The 20,871-nt window shown below is 35.8% G+C and carries 24 protein-coding genes; 22 read left to right on the top strand and 2 right to left on the bottom strand.

All coding sequences use genetic code 11. The annotated features are described in order from the left end of the window. The 19 genes from nirJ2 to deoC all read left to right on the top strand — a co-directional run bounded on the left by nirJ2 (nt 1) and on the right by deoC (nt 15,941). Nucleotides 1–999 (top strand): putative heme d1 biosynthesis radical SAM protein NirJ2, encoded by a 999-nt coding sequence (gene nirJ2, locus MWH30_RS05160; protein WP_248662995.1) that lies wholly within the window; start codon nt 1–3, stop codon nt 997–999. Beyond that, complete coding sequence (gene ahbA / locus MWH30_RS05165; RefSeq protein ID WP_248662996.1) at nt 992–1,489, top strand: siroheme decarboxylase subunit alpha; 498 nt, start codon at nt 992–994, stop codon at nt 1,487–1,489. Before nirJ2 ends, ahbA begins: the two co-directional genes overlap by 8 nt. Continuing rightward, complete coding sequence (ahbB, locus tag MWH30_RS05170; RefSeq protein WP_248662997.1) at nt 1,479–1,970, top strand: siroheme decarboxylase subunit beta; 492 nt, start codon at nt 1,479–1,481, stop codon at nt 1,968–1,970. Before ahbA ends, ahbB begins: the two co-directional genes overlap by 11 nt. A 20-nt stretch (nt 1,971–1,990) precedes the next feature. Further along, nucleotides 1,991–3,292 carry a glutamate-1-semialdehyde 2,1-aminomutase gene (gene hemL / locus MWH30_RS05175; protein WP_248662998.1) on the top strand — a complete coding sequence of 434 codons (1,302 nt, stop codon included), beginning with the start codon at nt 1,991–1,993 and terminating at the stop codon, nt 3,290–3,292. Nucleotides 3,293–3,400: 108 nt separating this feature from the next. After that, a complete protein-coding gene (locus MWH30_RS05180) occupies nt 3,401–3,937 on the top strand; it encodes a hypothetical protein (protein WP_248662999.1) in 537 nt (178 codons plus the stop codon). 65 nt (nt 3,938–4,002) lie between these two features. Beyond that, the gene (locus MWH30_RS05185) at nt 4,003–5,043 is read left to right on the top strand and encodes an FAD:protein FMN transferase (protein WP_248663000.1); all 1,041 of its coding nucleotides are present in this window, start codon (nt 4,003–4,005) and stop codon (nt 5,041–5,043) included. Nucleotides 5,044–5,062: 19 nt separating this feature from the next. Further along, complete coding sequence (mobA, locus tag MWH30_RS05190) at nt 5,063–5,650, top strand: molybdenum cofactor guanylyltransferase (RefSeq protein ID WP_248663001.1); 588 nt, start codon at nt 5,063–5,065, stop codon at nt 5,648–5,650. 188 nt (nt 5,651–5,838) lie between these two features. Next, nucleotides 5,839–6,120 (top strand): sporulation protein YqfC, encoded by a 282-nt coding sequence (gene yqfC, locus MWH30_RS05195; RefSeq protein WP_248663002.1) that lies wholly within the window; start codon nt 5,839–5,841, stop codon nt 6,118–6,120. A gap of 12 nt (nt 6,121–6,132) precedes the next feature. After that, a complete protein-coding gene (gene yqfD, locus MWH30_RS05200; RefSeq protein ID WP_248663003.1) occupies nt 6,133–7,344 on the top strand; it encodes a sporulation protein YqfD in 1,212 nt (403 codons plus the stop codon). Between the two features lie 9 nt (nt 7,345–7,353). Next, nucleotides 7,354–8,304 carry a PhoH family protein gene (locus MWH30_RS05205; protein WP_248663004.1) on the top strand — a complete coding sequence of 317 codons (951 nt, stop codon included), beginning with the start codon at nt 7,354–7,356 and terminating at the stop codon, nt 8,302–8,304. Between the two features lie 19 nt (nt 8,305–8,323). Continuing rightward, nucleotides 8,324–10,549, top strand: a complete 2,226-nt coding sequence (locus MWH30_RS05210; RefSeq protein WP_248663005.1) for an HD family phosphohydrolase — start codon at nt 8,324–8,326, stop codon at nt 10,547–10,549. Next, nucleotides 10,530–10,958, top strand: a complete 429-nt coding sequence (gene ybeY / locus MWH30_RS05215; RefSeq protein WP_248663006.1) for an rRNA maturation RNase YbeY — start codon at nt 10,530–10,532, stop codon at nt 10,956–10,958. Before MWH30_RS05210 ends, ybeY begins: the two co-directional genes overlap by 20 nt. Then, nucleotides 10,955–11,413 (top strand): diacylglycerol kinase family protein, encoded by a 459-nt coding sequence (locus MWH30_RS05220; RefSeq protein ID WP_248663007.1) that lies wholly within the window; start codon nt 10,955–10,957, stop codon nt 11,411–11,413. Before ybeY ends, MWH30_RS05220 begins: the two co-directional genes overlap by 4 nt. A 45-nt stretch (nt 11,414–11,458) precedes the next feature. After that, entirely contained in the window at nt 11,459–12,745 is a 1,287-nt protein-coding gene (locus MWH30_RS05225; protein ID WP_248663008.1) for a hemolysin family protein, read from the top strand. 24 nt (nt 12,746–12,769) lie between these two features. Further along, the gene (locus MWH30_RS05230; RefSeq protein ID WP_248663009.1) at nt 12,770–13,372 is read left to right on the top strand and encodes a DUF502 domain-containing protein; all 603 of its coding nucleotides are present in this window, start codon (nt 12,770–12,772) and stop codon (nt 13,370–13,372) included. Between the two features lie 27 nt (nt 13,373–13,399). Beyond that, nucleotides 13,400–13,804, top strand: a complete 405-nt coding sequence (locus MWH30_RS05235; RefSeq protein ID WP_248663010.1) for a cytidine deaminase — start codon at nt 13,400–13,402, stop codon at nt 13,802–13,804. A 3-nt stretch (nt 13,805–13,807) separates the two neighbouring features. Next, nucleotides 13,808–14,287 carry a GNAT family N-acetyltransferase gene (locus MWH30_RS05240; RefSeq protein ID WP_248663011.1) on the top strand — a complete coding sequence of 160 codons (480 nt, stop codon included), beginning with the start codon at nt 13,808–13,810 and terminating at the stop codon, nt 14,285–14,287. Then, a complete protein-coding gene (gene era, locus MWH30_RS05245; protein ID WP_248663012.1) occupies nt 14,287–15,195 on the top strand; it encodes a GTPase Era in 909 nt (302 codons plus the stop codon). The genes MWH30_RS05240 and era overlap by 1 nt, the downstream gene beginning before the upstream one ends. 41 nt (nt 15,196–15,236) lie before the next feature. Continuing rightward, a complete protein-coding gene (deoC, locus tag MWH30_RS05250; RefSeq protein ID WP_248663013.1) occupies nt 15,237–15,941 on the top strand; it encodes a deoxyribose-phosphate aldolase in 705 nt (234 codons plus the stop codon). Nucleotides 15,942–16,024: 83 nt separating this feature from the next. Here the strand turns inward: deoC and MWH30_RS05255 are convergent, their stop codons facing one another. Further along, complete coding sequence (locus tag MWH30_RS05255) at nt 16,025–16,555, bottom strand: FxLYD domain-containing protein (RefSeq protein ID WP_248663014.1); 531 nt, start codon at nt 16,553–16,555, stop codon at nt 16,025–16,027. A gap of 269 nt (nt 16,556–16,824) precedes the next feature. Next, entirely contained in the window at nt 16,825–17,574 is a 750-nt protein-coding gene (locus MWH30_RS05260) for a PHP domain-containing protein (RefSeq protein WP_248663015.1), read from the bottom strand. Nucleotides 17,575–17,720: 146 nt separating this feature from the next. On the opposite strand from MWH30_RS05260, the gene MWH30_RS05265 reads away from it, so the two are divergent. The 3 genes from MWH30_RS05265 to MWH30_RS05275 all read left to right on the top strand — a co-directional run bounded on the left by MWH30_RS05265 (nt 17,721) and on the right by MWH30_RS05275 (nt 20,868). Next, a complete protein-coding gene (locus tag MWH30_RS05265) occupies nt 17,721–18,422 on the top strand; it encodes a response regulator transcription factor (protein ID WP_248663016.1) in 702 nt (233 codons plus the stop codon). Beyond that, nucleotides 18,415–20,277, top strand: coding sequence for a HAMP domain-containing sensor histidine kinase (locus tag MWH30_RS05270; protein ID WP_248663017.1), 1,863 nt, complete (start codon nt 18,415–18,417; stop codon nt 20,275–20,277). Before MWH30_RS05265 ends, MWH30_RS05270 begins: the two co-directional genes overlap by 8 nt. 90 nt (nt 20,278–20,367) lie before the next feature. After that, a complete protein-coding gene (locus MWH30_RS05275) occupies nt 20,368–20,868 on the top strand; it encodes a Spy/CpxP family protein refolding chaperone (RefSeq protein ID WP_248663018.1) in 501 nt (166 codons plus the stop codon). Nucleotides 20,869–20,871 lie beyond the last annotated feature (3 nt).

Here is a 20,871-nt window from a genome sequence, read left to right on the forward strand (position 1 = left end):
ATGCTTATTTCCTGGAATACTACTAAAGAGTGTAACTTATACTGTAAACACTGTTATCGGGACTCGGGCCCGGATGAAAAGGAAGTTGATGAACTGAGTACCGCTGAAGGAAAAAAACTACTGGCTGAGATAGCTAAGGCCGGTTTTAAAATTATAATTTTTAGCGGAGGAGAACCGTTGTTACGTGATGATATATATGAATTAGTAGAATGTGCTGTAGAAGAGGGTTTAAGACCGGTCTTTGGTACTAACGGAATGTATATTACTGAAGAGATGGCTCAAAAGTTGAAGGAAGCAGGAGCTGCCGGAATGGGAATTAGTCTTGATAGTGTTGAGCCTGAAATTCACGATGAGTTTAGGCAGTTTGAAGGAGCTTGGGAAAAAGCTATTAAAGGTATTCAAAACTGTGTTAAAGTAGGTTTGCCAGTACAGATTAATACCACTATTAGTGATTTAAATTACGATGAGTTTGAAGAAATTACCGATTTAGCTGTCGAGTTGGGGGCTAGAGCTCATCATCCTTTCTTTTTAGTACCTACTGGTCGGGGTAAGGAGATTGAAGAGGACTCGGTGCGGGCCCGCAGATATCATGAATTGATTGAAAGGATTATGGAAAAGCAAAAAGAGGTAGAGATAGAGCTAAAGCCTACCTGTGCTCCTCAATTTATGGCCGTAGCTCAAGAAAAGGGAATGGAGATGCGCTTTACTCGGGGCTGCTTGGCTGGAACGGACTATTGCTGTATTTTACCTAATGGAGAGGTGCATATCTGCCCTTATTTACCAGTTAAAGTAGGTCACGTTAGAGAGACGCCTTTTGATCAACTATGGGAGAATTCTGAAATCTTTAAAGAATTGAGAAGCTTAGATTACAAGGGTAGTTGTGGTAGCTGCGTTTATACTGAAATCTGCGGTGGTTGTCGGGCTAGGGCTTATTATTATTCAGACGGTGATTATATGGCTGGGGAACCTTGGTGTAATAGAGGTGGTAGTAGTGAATAAAGAACTGGATAATCTAGATCAACAGCTTTTAAATATAACTCAGCGTGACTTTCCTATTACTTCTAAACCATATCAGGCAATTGGAGAAAAGTTAGGCATAGAGGGAAGTGAAGTGATAGATAGGATTAAAAAATTAAAGGAACAGGGTTATATTCGTAGATTGGGTGGGATTTTTAGTTCTAAAGAGTTAGGCTATGTGAGTACTCTAGTGGCTACTAAGGTAGAAGAGGATAAATTTTATAAAGTCGCTGAAAAGATTAATCAATATCCAGGGGTAACCCATAACTATCGTCGTAATCATGACTTTAACCTGTGGTTTACCTTAATAGTTTCTTCCTCAGCAAAGTTGGAAGCCCAATTAGCAGAAATTGCTGATTTAGAGGGAGTTAAAGTACTACGAAATCTACCAGCCAAAAACTTATATAAATTAGGTGTAAATCTGGATATGCAGAGCAAGGAGCAGGATCGGGGGGAAGAGAATGGCAGTTGAAATTGATGAGTTAGATAAAGCTATTATTAGGGAAGTACAAGCAGAGTTACCTTTAGTAGAAAGACCATATTTAGAGATTGCTCAACGATTGGAAATTAGTGAAGAGGAGTTATTGGATAGATTAAGGAAACTTAAGCAAGAAGGTAAGTTGAGACGTTTAGGAGTTATTCTTTATCATCGCCAGGCAGGTTATGAGTTTAATGGGATGGGAGCTTGGATTGTTCCTGCTGAGAAAATAGAAGAGGTGGGAGCAGTAATGGCTAGCTATCAAAAGATAAGCCATGTTTATGAGCGTCCTACTTATCCCGATTGGCCTTATAACCTGTTTAGTATGGTACACGGGCAAAGTCAAGCAGAAGTTGAGGGTATTTTGGAGGAGATTTCTCAGAAAACGGGAATTAAAGACTATAGAGTTTTATATAGTACCGAAGAGTTAAAGAAAGTAAGTATGAAGTACTTTTGTGAAGAAGATAGTAATTAGAGAGGAGGATGTTAATAATTATGAATATAGAAACGGAAAAATCACAGGAATTATTTACTGCTGCTAAAAAGAGTATTCCCGGAGGTGTTAATAGTCCAGTTAGGGCTTTTAGTTCTGTAGGGGCTGAGCCTATTTTTATCGAAGAAGCTGAGGGTTCTAAGCTTCGGGATGCTGATGGTAATGAATATATCGACTATGTTGCTTCTTGGGGCCCCATGATTTTAGGCCATGCTCATCCGCAGGTAGTAGAAGCAGTACAAGCAGCTACAGCTAAAGGAACTAGCTTTGGGACACCTACAGAATTAGAGACGGAAATGGCTGAACTGGTGGTAGAGGCTGTACCTTCTATTGAGAAGGTACGAATGGTTAACTCAGGTACTGAGGCTACCATGAGTGCTTTACGCTTGGCTAGAGGTTATACAGGCCGAGATAAGATTATTAAGATAACTGGTTGTTATCACGGGCATGGTGATAGTCTGCTAATTGATGCTGGTTCAGGAATTACTACTTTGGGGATTCCTGGCAGTCCGGGAGTGCCAGAGAGTATTGCTCAACAAACTATTGCTGCTCCTTTTAATGATTTAGGAGCTATAGAAGCTATTTTTGAGAAGTACGGTGAAGATATAGCAGCTATTATTTTAGAACCAGTAACAGGTAATATGGGAGTAATTAAGCCCCAAGAGGGTTATTTAGAAGGTTTGAGAGAAGTTACCGAAGATAATGGAGCCTTATTGATCTTTGATGAGGTAATGACTGGCTTTAGAGTGGCTTACGGAGGAGTACAGGAGAAGTATGATGTAACTCCAGATCTCACCTGTTTAGGTAAGATTATTGGTGGAGGATTACCGGTAGGTGCTTATGGTGGTAAAGAGGAAGTAATGGATCATATTGCTCCTGATGGTCCTGTTTATCAGGCAGGAACCTTATCGGGAAATCCTTTAGCTATGACGGCTGGGATTGAAACTTTAAAGTTACTTCAAGAGCCAGGAGTTTATGAGCAGTTAGAAGAGAAGTCGGCTCAACTGAATCAAGGAATTAAGGATAATTTGGAAGAGCTAGGGCTTAATTATTATCAGTCTCGAGAAGGGGCGATGTTCAGTCTTTTCTTCACTGAAGAAGAGGTAACTGACTATCAGACGGTAAAAGCTTGTGATACCGAAGCCTTTGCTCTTTACTTTAGGAAGATGTTAGAGGCAGGTATTTATCTAGGCTGTTCTCAGTTTGAAGCTGGGTTTATTTCTTTAGCTCATACTGAAGAAGATATTACTAAAACTATAGAAGCTAATTATTCGGCTCTAAAAGCGGTTGAAGAAAGTAAATAGTAGAATTTAGGCCTGGGCCCTGTTGAGCCCGGGTCTTTATTTTGCTGACACATTCTCCTATGCCGAACATATAATATTATAGCTTAGGCGCATAGGGGAGGGCTAAACTTGCAACTATCTACTATTTTCTTATTAGCTTTATTGGTGAGCATTGATAACTTTTATGCTGGAGCAGTGTATCAACAGCTGTGGGGGAAAATCAATAGACGTAATCTGTTATTGATTGGACTTTATAATCTATTGCTATTTAGTTTAGCTGTTTTTTTAGGTAAAGGAGTAGTTTCATTATTGGGAGTAGAATTGGCTAAGTTGTTTAGTGTAGCTTTATTATTATTTAGTAGTATTATGTTTTACTTAAGCATAGCTAGTAAATCAAAAATCGGCTTTAATATTCAAAAAAGATTAGCCCAAGGGAGTAGAAATAAAAGCTCTGTTTTAAGAAATTTAAAAGGAAATAAACAGCTAATGGATTTACTAAGTTTATCCATTGTAAGCAGTATTGATACAGTAGTAGCTAGTTTTTTAGTTGCTATCTCTGATACTCAAGTATTGATAATTATTTTAAGCTTTACTTTGATTAATTTATTTTCTATGCAGCTCGGGAATTTGGTAGTATTAGTTAAGGAGGATAGAGCTAACACTTAATTAGATTATTAGCTTCAGTTATGATAAGATATAGATGTTAAACTATTAAAATTAGGGGTGTAAACATGAAAAATAAAAAAATACCAGTAGTTTTAGCTACTTTATTTGTGCTTGCAGTTTTGGCAGTTGGGTTTTGGCGGACATCTTCGCCATCAGTTGAGGATCATGAAGTACAGGAATTCTTAATGGATACTGTAGTTAATATCAGGGTTAGTGGTGAAGATGCTGAAGAGGCAGTTGAAGCCTCGTTGAGAAGGATGCGCGAACTTGCTGATAAGATTGATATTAATCGAGATGATAATCAGCTGAATGAAATAAATAGACAGGCTGGTCAAAAAGCAGTTGAGGTAGACGAAGAGGTTTTATTTATAATTCAAAATGCTAAAGAATATGGAGAGCTAAGCCAAGGCGGATTTGATGTAACTATTGCTCCTGTTTTAAACTTATGGGGTTTTGGTAGTGGTACTCCAGGAGTTCCTAGTGAAGAAGAAATAACTGAGAGGCTAGAGTTAGTTAACTATGAAGATATAATTATCGATGAAGAAGCAAGTACGGTAATGTTGGCTCGGGAAGGAATGAGACTTGATTTAGGAGGAGCATCTAAAGGATATATTATCGAGCAAGGGATTGAAACTTTAAAAGAATATGGAATTGAATCGGCACTAATTGGAGCAGGTGATATCAGAGCTTTAGGGACTAGACCTGATGGGGAAGAATGGACAGTAGCTATTAGGAATCCTAGACCAGAGAGCGATAAATTTGCTGACAATGAATTTGGAGGACAGTATGTGACTGCAGTTAGAGGGGCTGACTTTAGTATGGCTACTTCTGGTGATTATGAACGTTATTTTGAAGAAGACGGTGAAATGTACCATCATATATTAGATGCTAAAACTGGTTATCCGGTGCGAGGTTTAGCTAGTGTAACTGTAATTACAGATACTACTTTAATGGAAGTTGATCTTTTATCTACAGCTTTATTTATTATGGGCTTTGAAGAGGCTAAGGAGTACATTGAAAGTAAAGAACACTTAGAAGGTATGATTATCACTGAGGAGCTTGAGATATGGCAGAGTCAAGGTTTTGAAAAGTTAAAGGCTGAGTAAGAAAGGAGTAGATTAAAGAATGGCAGGGATAATACTTTCCGGTGGTAAAAGCTCTAGGATGGAAGGAGCTAATAAACCGCTAATGAAATTAGGTAATAAGACGATGATTCAACACTTAATAGATAAATTGAGTATTTTATTTAAGGATGTAATTGTAGCTACTAAGCAGCCTGAACTTTATAGCGATTATGATGTACAACTAGCAATTGATGAGTTTGAGCATCAAGGACCTTTAAGTGGAATCCATGCTGCCTTAAAGGTTAGTGAGGATCAATATAACTTTATAGTAGCCTGTGATATGCCTTTATTGAATTTAGACTTAGTGAGATATATGTTAAAGCAACCAGTAGTCGATGTTTTGGTACCGAAAATAGATGGCAAGTTAGAGCCTTTGCATACTATTTATAGTCAGAGCTGTGTTCCTAAAATTGAAAAGGCTATTGCTAAAGGTAAGTTTAAAATTATAGATTTTTGGGATCAAATAGATGTTAAGTATATTGAAGAAGAAAAGATTAGAAGTATTGATCCACAGCTTAACTCCTTTTTCAATGTTAATAATAGGCAGGACTATCAGCAAGCTTTGGATTTACTAACTGAAAACGAATAATCCACTTTTTTGGAAGCTATTTACTTATATAAGTAAATAGCTTCTTTTATGTAGCTATAGATAATTTTTATTTAATCAGTTTTATTATTCCTCCAATTTTATAATTTTGTCGGCTATTCAATAATTTACAGTGATTATTAAACTATTCTAAGCATAAGGTTAGTACAAAAGCCTTTGGAGGTGAGGGATTGAAAAATAGTTTAAGCGATAAGTTTAAAAATAAGTTTGCAGATGTTTTTGAACTTCCGAAGGATGTAGTACTTGATGAACCTAGAATATTTATGCTAGGTAATTTCGAGTTAAATTTGGAAAACCACTGTGGAATTATAGAGTATGGACGGGAGCTGATTAGAATTAGAATTTATCAAGGACAGTTAGTTATTTTGGGTGAGGAGCTGATTATTAAAAAACTGACTAAAGAAACAGTTGAAATTAATGGGCAGATAACAAATGTTGAGTTTAAGTATTAAGGAGGGGTTTATTTGCTTTCAAATCTCCTATACTATTTTAAAGGTTACGTGATTATTAAGATTGAAGGCTATGGAGTTGAGAAATTAATTAATTATTTGATTAGAAGTGAGTTACAAGTTTGGGATATTAGTCAAGAAAATGATTATTTTCTTGCTAAGTTGAAGGCTAGTGATTTTAAAAAAATTAGAAAGATGGTAAGGAAAGCAAACTGTCAAGTTAGTATAGAAGCTAAAGAAGGACTCCCTTTTTTATTAAAGCGTTTTAAAGTTAGAAAGGGTTTGATAGTAGGCTTAGCTACTGCAGTTTTAACTATTTATATTCTTTCTTCTTTTATTTGGTTGCTTGAGATTAAAGGTTTAGAAGAGTTAAGTGAGGATGAAATAATTACCTTATTAGCAGAGGCAGGCTTTGAGCAAGGGGTATTGAAGTATAGGGTAGACTTAGAAACGGTGGAGGAGCAACTTAATCAACATCCCCAAATTTCTTGGGCTGATGTGGAGCTTAAAGGAACAAAACTATTAGTTGAAGTAGCTGAAAAGGAAGCTTTACCGGAGCAGGAAGTAGAACAAGCTGATGTGGTAGCTAAAAAGTCTGGCTTAATTGAGGAATTGATTGTTTTAGAGGGTCAAGCGGTGGTAGAAGAAGGAGAAATGGTGGAGCTTGGCGAAAAGCTAATTAGCGGCGAAGTAAAGGTTTATCCTCAACTTGAAGAAGAGCAGGAAGAGTTGGAGCCTATAGAGACTAAAAGGGTAATGGCTGAAGGAATAGTTAGAGCTAAAGTTTGGTATGAAGAACATAATGAAGTAGCTTTAAATAGATTTTATCAACAGCAGACTAGCAGAGTAGTTGATAGCTTTAAGCTGCGCTTGGGTGATAGAGAAATTTCTCTTTCCGGGCCCGATAAGCCTCCTTTTGCTAATTTTAAAGTAGAAGAGGAGCTTAAATCTTTATCGTTATGGAGGAATATCGATTTTCCTATCGAAATAATTAGAAGAAGATATATAGAGCTAAGAGAGTTAAATGAACGACTGAGTTATGAAGAAGCTAAAGAGTTAGCTTTTAAACAGGCTGAAGAAAGAATATTAGCTACGGCAGATGAAGAGGCGGCAGTTATAGATAAAAAGTTTGAGGTACTATCTACAGAAGAATCTGCTGAATCAGTGCAGGTTAGAGTATTGATTACTACTAAAGAGGAAATAGGAGAACAAAAAAATATCCATTAGGAGGTTATATTGGTTTTGTATCAAAAAGAGATAACTTTGGCAACTAATGAAATTGCTAGAAAGATATTTGGAAAGCAGGATGAAAACTTAAGAGTGATTGAAGAAGAGCTTGAGGTTGAGATATTTGCTCGAAGTAATAAAGTTAAAATTAAAGGAAAAGATAAGTTTAAGGTAGAACAAGCTGTTAATTTATTTGAGGAGCTTAGTAAAGTAGTAAAGGATAATAGTTTAGATAAACGAGAAATTAAGTATGCTACTGACTTAGCTAAGGAAGATAAATTTAAATTAGCAGATATATATGCTGATGTAGTACAGGTTACCTATCAAGGTGAAAAGATTAAGGCTAAGACTTGGGGGCAGAAGGTCTATATAGATGCAATGCGAGAGAAGGATATTGTTTTTGGAATTGGGCCGGCTGGTACCGGGAAGACGTTTTTAGCGGTGGTGATGGCTACTAAGGCCTTGATAAGTAACAAAGTAAAAAGAATTATTTTAACTAGGCCTGCCATTGAAGCTGGAGAAGAGTTAGGATTTTTACCAGGGGATTTACAGGAAAAGGTAGATCCTTATTTACGACCGCTTTATGATAGTTTGTACAGTATATTAGGAGCTAAAAAGGTAAATGAACTATTGGAGCAAGAGGTAATTGAGATTGCTCCTTTAGCTTATATGCGAGGTCGAACTCTCAAAGACTCTTTTGTGATTTTAGATGAGGCTCAAAATACTACTTCTGCGCAGATGAAGATGTTTTTAACGCGATTGGGAGTTAATTCAAAGGCAGTAATTACTGGTGATGTGACTCAAATCGATCTATCTACTAGACAGACTTCAGGTTTAAATCAGGTGCGGAAGCTGTTAGCTGATATAGAAGGAATCGAATTTATCTATTTAACTAATCGTGATGTAGTTCGACATCGATTGGTGCAAAAAATAATTGAAGCTTATGAAACTCAAGCTTAACAATTTAAGGAGTGGAGCTATGGGTTTTTTAGATGAAATTAAAGAAAAAGTTGCAAATAGTGAATTTAACTTTCAACAAGATGAATCGGTTAAGCGCTGGATTTGGATTATAGTAGTTTTTGTGGTCTTAACCCTAATTTTAACTATCGATTTTATTCCTGATCAGAAGTCTTTACAGGTGGGAGAGCCGAGCCCTGAAGAGATAGTTGCTCCTCATACTGTGGAGTTTATAGATGAAGAAAGAACTGAAGAGCGCAGAGCTGAAGCTGCTGAAAAAATTGAAAGTGTTTATATTGAAGATAAAGAAGTAAGAACGGAGGTTGAAGCTAAACTAAGCGATTTTTTTAAATTAATCAAGCTGCTAAATGAAACTTTTGAAGTTGAGTTAAAAACTGAAGAGTTACCTTCATTAGAAGAATTGACAGAGCTGCAGTTGGAAAATGAAATGGAATTCAAAGAATCATTATCTTTAGCTAATAAATTAGATATAGTTGAAGAAAATATTGATTTTTATATTCCTGATAAAGTGATACGTTATCTTTTATTGGCTGATCTTGAGACCTTTGAGTATGTAGAAGAGAAGACTAAAGAAATTATTAATAGTTATTTTGAAGCTGGGATCAAGAGTGATCAACTAGAGGAAGCACAGGAAGAACTCAGTCAAGAAGTTGAGGACTTGCCGATCACTAGTCGTTATAGATATGTGATTGAAGAGTTAGGAAATAACTTGTTGCAAGCAAATTTAATTTTAGATTTAGAAAAGACTGAAGAGTTAAAAGCTGAGGCTAGAGAAGAAGTAGAGCCTGTAAAAGAGATTATTGAACAAGGTCAATCTATAGTTAGTGAAGGCGAGACAGTGACTCAACAAAAGATGGATTTATTAGAGGAGCTAGAGATAGCTCGAGAGGACGAACTTACTTTTTTGATAATTATCGGTTTGACTTTAGTGGTGTTTATCTTTATTACTATTTTTGTGATCTATTTATACCAGTATCAGCGGGAAGTTTTAGCTGATGAAGGAGTAGTGGCTTTATTAGGTATTTTGCCTATTTTAATTCTTCTATTTGCTAAGATAATGACCTTCTTTCCTATTGAGAAACCTGCTTATTTAGTACCGGTGGCTGGACTGGCTATGTTATTAACTGTTTTGACCAAGTATGATTTAGCAATTATGGTTACTTTAGCTATTAGTTTTTTAGTGGGTATAGTAGTAAATGGGGGCATGGTTGATGTGGCAGTGCTCTTAATTGGTGGTTTGGCTGGGGTGTATAGTGTGACCAAAGTAAGCCAGCGCTCTGACTTAGTAAGAGCCGGTTTTTATGTTAGTGGTGCTAGTGCTTTGACTATTTTAGCCTTTCAATTAAGCATACCGCCTGTAGACTTGGTACTGACTTTAAAGTTAGTAGCTTTGGGTATACTAAATGGTGTAATTTCGGCTGTGGTAACTAATGGACTTTTACCTTATTTGGAGAACACTTTTGGCATTGTTTCTCCAGTTAAATTATTGGAGCTTTCCAATCCAAATCAACCTTTATTGAAAAAGTTATTGGTGGAGGCTCCGGGTAGCTATCATCATAGCATAATTGTTGGTAATCTGGCTGAAGCAGCAGCTGATGTTGTAGAGGCTGATTCTTTGTTAGTTAGAGTAGGGGCTTACTATCATGATGTGGGTAAGATTAAGCGACCTTATTTTTTCAGTGAAAATCAATTGGGCCCTGAGAATCCTCATTCCAAGCTATCACCGAATTTGAGTACTTTAATAATTACTTCTCATGTTAAGGATGGGGTAGAGCTAGCTAGAAAGTATCATCTGCCTAAAAGTGTAATCGATATTATTGAACAGCATCATGCTAAAAGCTTGGTTTCTTTCTTTTATGAAGAAGCTCTGCACGATGATAAGTATGATAATGTAAAAAAGGAAAACTTTGTTTATGAAGGCCCTAAACCACAAACTAAGGAAGCAGCTATAGTTATGTTGGCTGATGTGGTAGAGGCTACTACTCGTTCTAGAACTGAAGTTCATTCTAATCCAGATAGGATAGAAGCTTTAGTAAGAGAGATAATTAAAGGTAAGCTGGCTGATGGCCAATTAGATGAGTCTGACTTGACACTTAAAGATTTGGATAAAATAATTAATTCCTTTGTCAATATTTTAACCGGGATTTTTCATAACCGAGTAGAGTATCCGGATAGTTTAGCTGAAGAAATGGAGGGGCAAGAAGAAAATGGAAGTAATGATCAATAACTTGCAAGATGAACTAAAGGTTGATCCTAAGCTAGAAGCTTTGATTGTTGAGCTTATTACTAATACTGCTCAGGAGGAGTCTATAAGTACAGGTGAAGTTAGTGTAGCTTTAGTTGACAATGAGCACATTCAAAGGTTAAATAAAAGGTATCGTCAGCAAGATCAGGTTACAGATGTGCTTTCCTTTCCGCAAGATGATGAGCTTTTGGGAGATATTATTATTTCTTTACCCAGAGCTGAGAGTCAGGCTCGAGAATACGGACATTCTTTAGCTAGAGAAGTAGGTTTTTTGACTGTGCACGGAATGTTACATTTATTAGGTTATGACCATCAAGATCAGCAAAGCAAAAGGGTAATGCGAAAAAAAGAAGAGCAGATACTGGCTGAACTGGACTTGAGTAGAGAATGAAGTTTTTTAATATTAAGACTTTAGGGGAGAGCTTTAACTATGCTTTAACTGGAATTATCAAGGCCTTAAGCTCGGAACAGAACTTGCGAATTCATTTTTTAGCTACAGCTTTGGTATTATTTTTAGCTTGGCGCTTAGAGCTTAGTAGTTTAGAGGTGCTAGTTTTGCTATTGACTATTACTTTAGTTATAGTGGCTGAACTGATGAATACTGCTGTGGAGTATGCAGTTGATCTTTATATTGATGAATTTAAAAGGGAGGCTAAATTAGCTAAAGATATTGGAGCAGGAGCAGTGCTAGTAGCTTCTGTGAATGCTGTGGTAGTTGCTTATTTAGTCTTTTTCGATAAGTTAAATGAGTTATTAGTAGTTGATTTAAATTTGTTTAAGTATATTTTCTTATCGGGACTACTGTTAGTATTGCTAGCTAAACTTTTTTTAAAATTTTTAGATTAATCAAGCTTATTTTCGCAGAATTTAGTTTGATCAGGGGGGGCTGAAATGGATAGTTTGGGACAGATTTTTGAATTAATTGCTTTAGGGCTTTTATTTATTCTTTCAGGATTTTTTTCGGGTTCAGAAACAGCTTTGATGTCAGTAAATAGAGTTAAAATCAAACATCTGGCCCAGGAGGGTAATAAGAAGGCTGAAACTGTGGATAAATTACTGGATAATCCCGATAGACTGTTGACTACTATTTTAGTAGGAAATAATTTGGTAAATGTAGCTGCCTCAGCTATTGCTACTGCTTTAGCTATTGAAATATTTGGTTCTACAGGAATAGGGATTGCTACCGGTGGAGTTACCTTATTTATTCTTATTTTTGGGGAAATAACGCCTAAGTCTTTTGCTACTCAGAACTCTGAATTAGCTTCTATGGCTGTGGCTAGATATATAGAGATATTCTCTATGCTCTTAACTCCTTTAATAAAGATTTTGACTTTTATTACTAGCTTCATAATTAGAGCTTTAGGAGGAGAACCTTATCGTAAGGAACCTTTAGTGACTGAAGAAGAAATCAGGAAGTTTGTAACTGTGGGAGAGAGAGAAGGAGTAATTGAAAGCGACGAAAAGGAAATGATTAACAGTATTTTCGACTTTGATGATACTATAGTAAAAGAGATTATGGTACCTAGAATAGATATAGTCTGTGTAGAAATTAATACACCTATTAATGAACTGGTAGATATTATTGTAGATAAGGGTTATTCGCGAGTACCAGTTTATAACGAGACTATAGATAACATAGTAGGCATTGTTTATGCTAAAGATCTACTTGAATTTTTTAATACAGACCAAGCAGTGGATATCAAAAAAATTATGCGGCCAGTTTATTATATTCCAGAAAGTAAAGAAGTGGATACATTATTAACTGAACTTAGAAAGGAAAAAATTCATATGGCTATTATTCTCGATGAGTATGGAGGGACTGAAGGTTTAGTTACTATTGAAGATCTATTAGAGGAAATTGTAGGTGATATTCAGGATGAATATGATGAAGAGGAAAAACAAGTTAAGACTATTAAAGAGCAGCAAGAAATTATAGTAGATGCTAGAGCAGGAATTGCAGAGGTGAATTCGGCTTTGAATGTAGATTTGCCAGCAGAAGACTACGATACAATCAGTGGTTTTATTCTTAGCATTTTAGGCTATGTACCTGAGCAAGGAGAGGAAATTACTTTTGAAGGTCTAACTTTGATTATTGAGGAGACTATTCAGCGCCGAATTTCTAAAGTAAGAATTATTGATACAGGAACTGAGCAAGCAATTGAGCAGATTGAAGAGTAGTTTTTTAATTAGGAGGCAGTATTGATGTTAAAGGTGCTGAGGAACTATCTGATTACTGGTTTGATTATTTTATTACCTTTACTGGTGACTATCTATATAGTAACTACTGTGTTTACAGCTGTAGATGGCTTTTTAAGACCTATCTTCGAACTTATTATAGGGCGCTCCATTTATGGATTAGGTTTTGTATTAACTTTAGGTTTTATTATTGGGGTCGGAGCTATTGGTACTAATGTACTAGGCAGAAAGTTGATTAGCTTTGGGGAACAGCTACTAACTAGGATTCCTTTAATTAGAAATATATATATAACGGTTCAGCAGATTATTAATGCTCTGTTTAGGAAAAATAAAACGGCTTTTAGAGAAGTGGTGATGGTAGAGTATCCCAAGGAGGGGCTTTATCAGGTAGGTTTTTTGACTAGTTGTAATGCAGGTGAGGTTCAAACAAAAACCCCTCAACAAGTAGTAAATATTTTTATTCCTACTACTCCTAATCCTACTTCGGGAATGTTGATTTTAGTTCCTAAGGAGGAGGTTATATATTTAGACATGACTATTGAAGAAGGTTTGAAGTTTATTATTTCTGGGGGAACTGTAGCGTCTTCCGATAAGGTTAATATTAGCTAGTAATAGTCAGACTGGAGGAAAGATAGAATGGAAAAAGAGTTAGTAAAAGAGTTAATAGCTGTTGCTAAGGAAGCTCGCCAAGCAGCTTATGCGCCTTATTCAGATTTTGCTGTGGGAGCAGCAGCATTAACCAAGCAGGGAAGTATATACTCTGGTTGTAATATTGAGAATGCTGCTTATGGCTTAAGTAACTGTGCTGAGCGGACGGCTATCTTTAAGGCTATTTCTGAGCAGGAAGTTGAAATTGAAGCTGTGGCTGTAGTTGGGGCTACTGCGGGCCCTTGTATTCCTTGCGGAGCTTGTTTACAGGTTATGGCTGAGTTTAGAGTTGGTAAATTACAGGTGATTATGGCTAACCTAAAAGGAGATGTGTTAATTAAAGAATTAGCAGAGTTATTAACTACTCCTTTTGCTAAAGAGGATTTAGAGTAGGTTATGAATTATCAGATTGAACTATTGACAGACTATGAGCAGGAGCTGTTGGATCAATTAGTAGCTTTAGAAACAGAAGCTTTTGGAGTAGGAGCTTTAAATAAATGGCACTTAGTGCCTTTTATTAATCACGGTCGAGTATTTGTGCTTTATAATCAAAAGGAGCCAATAGGCCTTTTGGAGTTATTAAGAGACTTTAGCAGTCCCGAATTAGCCTATATATTTGGCTTTTCTATTAAGTCAGAGTATAAGGGACAAGGCCTAGGTACTAAACTGTTGGATTATACTCTTAATTGGCTGGTTCAGCAGGATTTCAAAAGAGTGGAATTAACTGTAGCTCCCGATAATAAAGTAGCTTATCATCTTTATAAGGATAAGTTTGGCTTTGCAGAGGAAGAGTATCGTTCAGCCGAATACGGTAGAAATGAACCTAGATTAGTAATGAGTTTAGAACTATCAACAGATGGATGGAGTGAAAAATAATGGAGTTAGAACAAAAAGATGATTTTAAGTCTGGTTTTATAACTGTAATAGGTAGACCTAATGTAGGTAAGTCTACTTTAATTAATAGATTAATTGGTCAGAAGATAGTAATTACTACTCCTAAACCGCAGACTACTCGTAATAAAATTCAATGTATCTTAACTAGAGATGATGCTCAACTGATTTTTATTGATACGCCCGGGATTCATACTCCGGAAGATAATATGGGGGAGTATTTAGTTGAGGTAGCCTATCGTTCTTTAAATAAGATTGATTTGGTACTGTTTTTAGTCGATGTTAAGCAGGGGATTAGAACTTTAGATAAGAAAATAAATCAACATTTAACGGGTTTAGATACTCCGGTGATTATGGTTTTAAATAAGATAGATAGCATTTCCAAAGCTAAATTAGCTACTATAATAGAAAAGGGAGAGCAGTTAGGTAATTATGCTGATTTAATTCCTATTTCTGCCAAGACAGGTCATAATGTTGAGCAGTTGACAGAGAGAATGGTGGAACTACTACCGGAAGGGCCGATGTATTATCCCGAGGATATGATAACCGATCAAATTGAACAGTTTATCATTACTGAAATAGTTAGAGAAAAGATTATGTATCTAACTAGAGAAGAGATTCCTTATGCAGTGGCTGTGGAGATTATACAGATGGAGGAGCGTAAAAATGGTGAGTTAATTTATGTTAGTGCTAATATATATGTAGAGCGCAATTCACAAAAAGGGATTATTATCGGCAAAAATGGTAAAATGCTTAAAGAAGTAGGCAAGAGAGCTCGTCATGATATAGAAAAAGTTTTGGGAACACAGGTTTATTTGGATTTATGGGTTAAAGTTAAAAAAGATTGGCGCGATAAGGATGAGGCCTTGAAAATGTTAGGTTATCGAGGTTAATTTATTAATAAATTAAATGATCAGTGGGGGAGTTGATAATTATGGCGATTAAACCTAAAGATATGGCTAAGATGATCGATTATACTATTTTGAAAGCAGATGCTACAGTAGCAGAGGTGAAAAAGAAGTGTGAAGAAGCAGAGGAATATAAGTTTGCTTCTGTCTGTGTTAGTCCTGCTTTTGTACCCCTGGCAGCTAAACTTTTAGAGGAAAGTTCAGTTAAGGTTTGTACAGTGATTAGTTTTCCTTTAGGAGCTGCTACTCCAGAGGTTAAAGCTTTTGAGACTAAAAATGCTCTTCGAAATGGAGCGCAAGAGGTTGATATGGTAATTAATGTAGGAGCTGTTAAATCAGGTGAACTGGACATAGTTCGCGATGAAATAAAGGCGGTAGTAGATGCTACTAAGATAGCCGGAGTGACTAAGGATGTAATAACTAAGGTGATTTTAGAAACTTATTATTTAACTGATCAGCAAAAAGTGGAAGTTAGTAAGATAGCTAAAGAAGTAGGAGCTGATTTCATTAAAACTTCTACAGGCTTTGCTCCCGAGGGAGCTACTGTGGAAGATGTGAGTTTAATTCGGAAAACTGTAGGTCGAGGTATTGGAGTTAAGGCTAGTGGGGGTATTAGAAATTTTGATGAGGCTTTGGATATGTTAGATGCTGGGGCTAATAGAATTGGAGCTAGTAGCGGAATTGATATTGTAACTGGAAAAAGAAGAGTAGAAGCTGAGGAAGAAGAGTAATATCTATTAAATGCATGAGTTTGAAAACTAAATAAAGGAGGGACTATTTTCAAGTTCCCTCCGCTGTTCTTTGATTTTTTGCTTTATTGAACTTTAATTTCATAGCTGTCAACTTGAGAATATCTAGCTCCTAATCGGGTTTGAAAGTCTTTGATTTCTCCATCTTTAAAGTCTCTAAAGGTAATGTAACCATTACCGATTTTTCTGCCACTATTATTATAAGCATTAACTACGAAGGTGATTTGACTATAATCACGTCCTGATTGATTTTTGATCTTCCCTTTAATCTGTGCTGTACCGTGGAGCGATTTAAGTTCTAAGTTTTCATAACTAAAATCCTCTTTAACTTCTTCTTTAGGCTCTTCAATTGCTTCTGGATCCATAGTAATTGAATCTTTATGCAACCAACCTTCTACGCTTACTCTGACCCAGTCACCTTGAGTTCTTAAAGCCCTTACTTCTGTTCCTTGTTTTAGTTTAACTATTGTTTCTCCGTTTGGGCTTGATTTTAATTTACCTTCTTCAGTGCTGATGAAAAGTGCTATTTGAGCTAAAGCAGTAAGGCTGGAAACAAGGATAATAGAGATGGTAACTAAAACTAGTCTTTTTTTCATAAGCTCCACTTCCTTTTGTTAAAATATTTTTTAGCAACATATATAGTAGTCGACCCCTTCATGAAGTTCCAATCATTACTATAATTATATATTATTTTTTATAGTTAATAAAGTTTTATTTTAGTTATCTGTTAGGATTTTAATTAGCTTGATAGAAATATCTCGAATTGAGCTTTCATTAATAAGCTGCTTTTTAGATATAAATACAGGTAGGTCTTTCTTAAGAAAGACCTACCTGTATTTATATAGTTATTTTGGATAGTAGATTTTTAATAGAGATGGAGATGCTTGCCAAACAAGAGTAGCACTGCACAAATATTGAAGATATTCTTTTTAAAATAAGCTAACTTAGAAAAGCTACTATTTTGAAATTTATAAAAAGATATAACTTCTTGTTCAATATGAGCATCGCTGCCAAAAGTAGCAAACTTACCTCTAATTTCACGCACTCTTTTTGCTTTGCGATTTCTACTCCTAGGAATAGAGTGGTTATATGTTTCTATGCCATCTACTTGAGCTGTAACTTGATGGATATAATCCTTATTTTGTAAGTAATTTTTTTGAGCTACCCCAGCAATATGAGGAATTACAATAAAAGAATCATACTTTCTAGCTTCTTTTAAAAAATAAGGATAGGCTGCATTAGTCCTAGCAATTTTATAACTATGTTTAACAGGTTCTACACTATTGATATAAAATTTTTCTAAATCTTCAATCTTTTCAAAATAAATTAAAAATTCAAAACCGTCTCTACATCCTACTTCTATGCCAGGAATGATATTAAGGCCTGGAGTTGAATATAGTTCCAAACAACTATTAATTGAATTATGATCAGTGATAGATATTAAATGAGGCTTATTTTTTAAAAAACCTTTTAGAAAATCAGTGGTAATTAAGCCATCAGTGTCATCAGTATGCAGATGAAAGTCTAAATAAGACCAAGCCTTACTAGGTAAAGAACTTTTGAAAAAAGGTAAGGATTTTTTGAATAGAGCCGGAACTTTGCTGTTTTCTAGCATTTTATTCTCCTCTTTTATATATAATCTTTTTTATATTATATCAATAATAAGACTGTTTTACAAATATTTTTCTTAATGATTTCTTAATATCTTTCTGCTATAATAAGTTCAATTATTAATATTAAGACTTTGAAGGTGGGTTTTTAATGAATGAGAAGCAGATTTTAATTGTAGATGATGATGAAAATGTAATTGAAATTTTGAGTCTTTATTTGCAAAAGGAAAATTATGACTTAGTTGTAGCTCGGGATGGCGAAGAAGCAATTAAAAAGGCGAAAGAGTTTGAAATTGATTTGATTATTCTTGATATTATGATGCCTAAATTAGATGGCTTAGAAGTTTGTAAAAAGTTGCGTAAGAAAAGTGAGGTGCCGATTATCCTTTTATCGGCGCGCGGAGAAGAGTTTGACCGAGTTTTGGGTTTGGAGATTGGAGCCGATGACTATGTTACTAAACCTTTTAGTCCTCGCGAAGTAGTAGCTAGAGTAAAAGTGATTTTAAAAAGGGTAAGTAAAGGTGAAGTGGGTTTAGGGGAGGAAAAAAGCTCTTCTGAGTTAATAGAATATCCGCAATTGCGAATTAATACTAAAGAACGCAAAGTGGAGGTTCAGGGTGAAGTAGTAAAGCTATCCCCTAAAGAGTATGAACTTTTATTACTTTTGGCTCAAAATCCTAATCAGGTATTTAAACGGGAGCGTTTATGTGAAAAGGTTTGGGGAATAGACTACTATGGAGATATGAGAACTGTAGATGTTCATGTTAACTGGTTACGAGATAAGTTAGAACTAGGCTATATTAGTACTGTTTGGGGAGTAGGTTACAAGTTTGAGGTGCCTCAAAATGATTAATAGATTATTTACTAAAATTATGGGTAGTTATATTATAATCCCTATTTTAATTTTATTAGTTCTGCTGACTTTATTACCGCAGTATTTAGAGGATTATTTTGTACAGGCTAAAGAAGAAGAACTGCTCGATAAAGGAGAGATGGTAACTCAGCTATTATCTTATCAACAAGAAAGAGCTCAGGAAGCAGAACTTAGTGAACTATTAATGATAGCTGAAGACTTAGTGGATACTAGTTTATTGCTAGTTAATAAAGAAAGCGAGATTATTAATCAAGGAATTAGAATGCAAAGAATGATGAAAGAACATCATGGAGGAAGCATGAGAGAAGAACGAGGAGATATGAGAGGAAGAGGGCGACGAGAATCGGAGTTGGACTTTGGTTTTTCTGAGCAGCAGGAAGGTGATAGCTGTTGTGTAACTGAAAGATTAACAGATTTAGAAAGTGAGTTGGAAAAGGCTTTAACAGGAGAGCGGGTAAGCTTTCGTAGTGATAGTAAGTTGGTGGATGAATCTATTATTGGGGTGGCTTTTCCTCTTTCCACGGAAGTGGCTCTTTTTTTAATATCTCCGGTGGAAGGTCTACAAGAAACGGTGTTAAAGGTTAGAAATTTAACTTTACAGGTGACTTTAGGAGCGGTTTTCTTAGCCTTGCTATTGGGTTACTTTATTTCTAAAGGAATTAGTCAACCAGTAAAGGAAATGAAGATAAAGGCTCAACAGATGGCGGGAGGAAACTTTGCTACTAAAATAGAAAACTTACCTGGGGATGAAATTGGCGAGTTAGGAGAAAGCTTTAATTATCTTTCGGCTAGACTATCTGAAAATATTAATGCTTTAAATACTGAAAAGAGTAGAATGAGAAGTATGCTAAATAGTATGGGGGAAGGTGTATTAGGAGTTTCGGTAGAACGAAAAGTTCTATTAGCTAATCCTAGATTGAAGAAAATATTTGATATTGAAGCTGAGATTTTAGAGCAGGCTCCAGCATCATTCTTAGCTGAAGAACTGATTGATTTAACTGAAGCAGTCTTGACAGAGAAAGAGGAGTTAAAAGAGGAGTTTGAGTGGCAGGATAAAGTTATTCTAGCTCACGGGGCCCCGGTTAAAAAGAGTGATGATAGTTTATGGGGAGCTATCTTATTAGTTAGGGATCTAACTCAGATTAGAAAGCTGGATCAAATGCGGAGACTGTTTGTGGCTAATGTTTCCCATGAGTTGAAGACTCCTTTAACGGCTATTCAGGGCTATTTAGAGGCTATTTTAGATGGTTTGGTGGAGGATGTAGAGCTGCAACGGGATTATTTGCAACGAGTATTGAGTGAAACTGATCGGATGACTAGGCTAGTGACTGATATCCTTGATTTGGCTCAATTGCAGTCGGGACAGATTGAGTTTGAGTTGGAGAAGGTAAAGTTAACTTCTTTAATTGAGTCGGTAGTGGTTAATTTGGAGTCTGAGCTTGGAAAAAGAGAGGTTATTATCGAGGGTGAAGAAGAGCTGATAATTGAGACGGATTATGATAGGTTACAGGAAGTATTTATTAACCTGCTCAGTAATGCAATTAAGTTTACAGAAACTGAAGGTAAAATAGAGATTAGTATTACTGGGACTGAAGAGGAGGTTGAAGTTAAGATCATTGATAATGGGATTGGAATTTCTGATTCAGAACTGCCTTATATCTGGGAGAGATTTCATCAAGTGGATCGGGCCCGGGGTTCAGATAAGCAAGGTACCGGTTTAGGTTTAGCTATTGTGAAAGAGATAATAGAAGGATTGAATGCTAAGATAGAGGTGGCTAGTGAAGAAGGAGTAGGAACTGAATTTAAGATTACTTTACCTAAAGTTGTAAAGTAATCTTAAAGAAATCTTAGGGATTCCTTAATGCTTTCTTAATAACTTTGCCTTATACTATATTTAGAAATTGAAAATAAGGAGGAGTTAATTATGAAAAAAACTGTAAGTGTAGTTTTAATTTTAGTATTGGTTTTAGGTCTCTCTTCATTAGCTTTTGCTAGAATTGGTAGTAGAGGTCAGGGAATGATGGGTAGAGATTATGGAATGAGAGGGGTAGACTGTGATAGAGGACGGAGTAGATTAGATGGAGAAGATTTAAATTTAACAGAAGAACAGGAAAGAGAACTTGAAGATTTAAAGATTGAGTACTATGAAAAGTCGGAATTAGTTAGAGAAGAGATGTGGGATAAAAGAGCTCAACTGCGTGAGCTTTACTATGATAGCGAGGCAAGTGATGGCGAATTAAGAAGTTTACAAAATGAGATTGATGGATTAAGAGCTGAATTGATGGAATTAAAAGATGAACAACGCTTATCTTTAAGAGAAATATTGACTGCTGAACAGTTAGAAAAATTGGATCGCTCAAGCTGTTTATACTGTGATGAAGATTATACCAGAGGCAGAAGCAGTAGGGGATCTCTATTAAGGTAGCTA

It is taken from the genome of Fuchsiella alkaliacetigena, assembly GCF_023227765.1.
GTDB classification, from domain to species: domain Bacteria; phylum Bacillota; class Halanaerobiia; order Halobacteroidales; family Acetohalobiaceae; genus Fuchsiella; species Fuchsiella alkaliacetigena.

Excerpts from the sequence above, each read along its gene's own strand:
- nirJ2 (WP_248662995.1), top strand. The coding sequence starts at position 1 with ATGCTTATTTCCTGGAATACTACTAAAGAGTGTAACTTATACTGTAAA.
- ahbB (WP_248662997.1), top strand. The coding sequence starts at position 1,479 with ATGGCAGTTGAAATTGATGAGTTAGATAAAGCTATTATTAGGGAAGTA.
- hemL (WP_248662998.1), top strand. The coding sequence starts at position 1,991 with ATGAATATAGAAACGGAAAAATCACAGGAATTATTTACTGCTGCTAAA.
- MWH30_RS05185 (WP_248663000.1), top strand. The coding sequence starts at position 4,003 with ATGAAAAATAAAAAAATACCAGTAGTTTTAGCTACTTTATTTGTGCTT.
- mobA (WP_248663001.1), top strand. The coding sequence starts at position 5,063 with ATGGCAGGGATAATACTTTCCGGTGGTAAAAGCTCTAGGATGGAAGGA.
- MWH30_RS05210 (WP_248663005.1), top strand. The coding sequence starts at position 8,324 with ATGGGTTTTTTAGATGAAATTAAAGAAAAAGTTGCAAATAGTGAATTT.
- ybeY (WP_248663006.1), top strand. The coding sequence starts at position 10,530 with ATGGAAGTAATGATCAATAACTTGCAAGATGAACTAAAGGTTGATCCT.
- MWH30_RS05220 (WP_248663007.1), top strand. The coding sequence starts at position 10,955 with ATGAAGTTTTTTAATATTAAGACTTTAGGGGAGAGCTTTAACTATGCT.
- MWH30_RS05225 (WP_248663008.1), top strand. The coding sequence starts at position 11,459 with ATGGATAGTTTGGGACAGATTTTTGAATTAATTGCTTTAGGGCTTTTA.
- MWH30_RS05230 (WP_248663009.1), top strand. The coding sequence starts at position 12,770 with ATGTTAAAGGTGCTGAGGAACTATCTGATTACTGGTTTGATTATTTTA.
- MWH30_RS05235 (WP_248663010.1), top strand. The coding sequence starts at position 13,400 with ATGGAAAAAGAGTTAGTAAAAGAGTTAATAGCTGTTGCTAAGGAAGCT.
- MWH30_RS05240 (WP_248663011.1), top strand. The coding sequence starts at position 13,808 with ATGAATTATCAGATTGAACTATTGACAGACTATGAGCAGGAGCTGTTG.
- era (WP_248663012.1), top strand. The coding sequence starts at position 14,287 with ATGGAGTTAGAACAAAAAGATGATTTTAAGTCTGGTTTTATAACTGTA.
- deoC (WP_248663013.1), top strand. The coding sequence starts at position 15,237 with ATGGCGATTAAACCTAAAGATATGGCTAAGATGATCGATTATACTATT.
- MWH30_RS05255 (WP_248663014.1), bottom strand. The coding sequence starts at position 16,555 with ATGAAAAAAAGACTAGTTTTAGTTACCATCTCTATTATCCTTGTTTCC.
- MWH30_RS05260 (WP_248663015.1), bottom strand. The coding sequence starts at position 17,574 with ATGCTAGAAAACAGCAAAGTTCCGGCTCTATTCAAAAAATCCTTACCT.
- MWH30_RS05265 (WP_248663016.1), top strand. The coding sequence starts at position 17,721 with ATGAATGAGAAGCAGATTTTAATTGTAGATGATGATGAAAATGTAATT.
- MWH30_RS05270 (WP_248663017.1), top strand. The coding sequence starts at position 18,415 with ATGATTAATAGATTATTTACTAAAATTATGGGTAGTTATATTATAATC.
- MWH30_RS05275 (WP_248663018.1), top strand. The coding sequence starts at position 20,368 with ATGAAAAAAACTGTAAGTGTAGTTTTAATTTTAGTATTGGTTTTAGGT.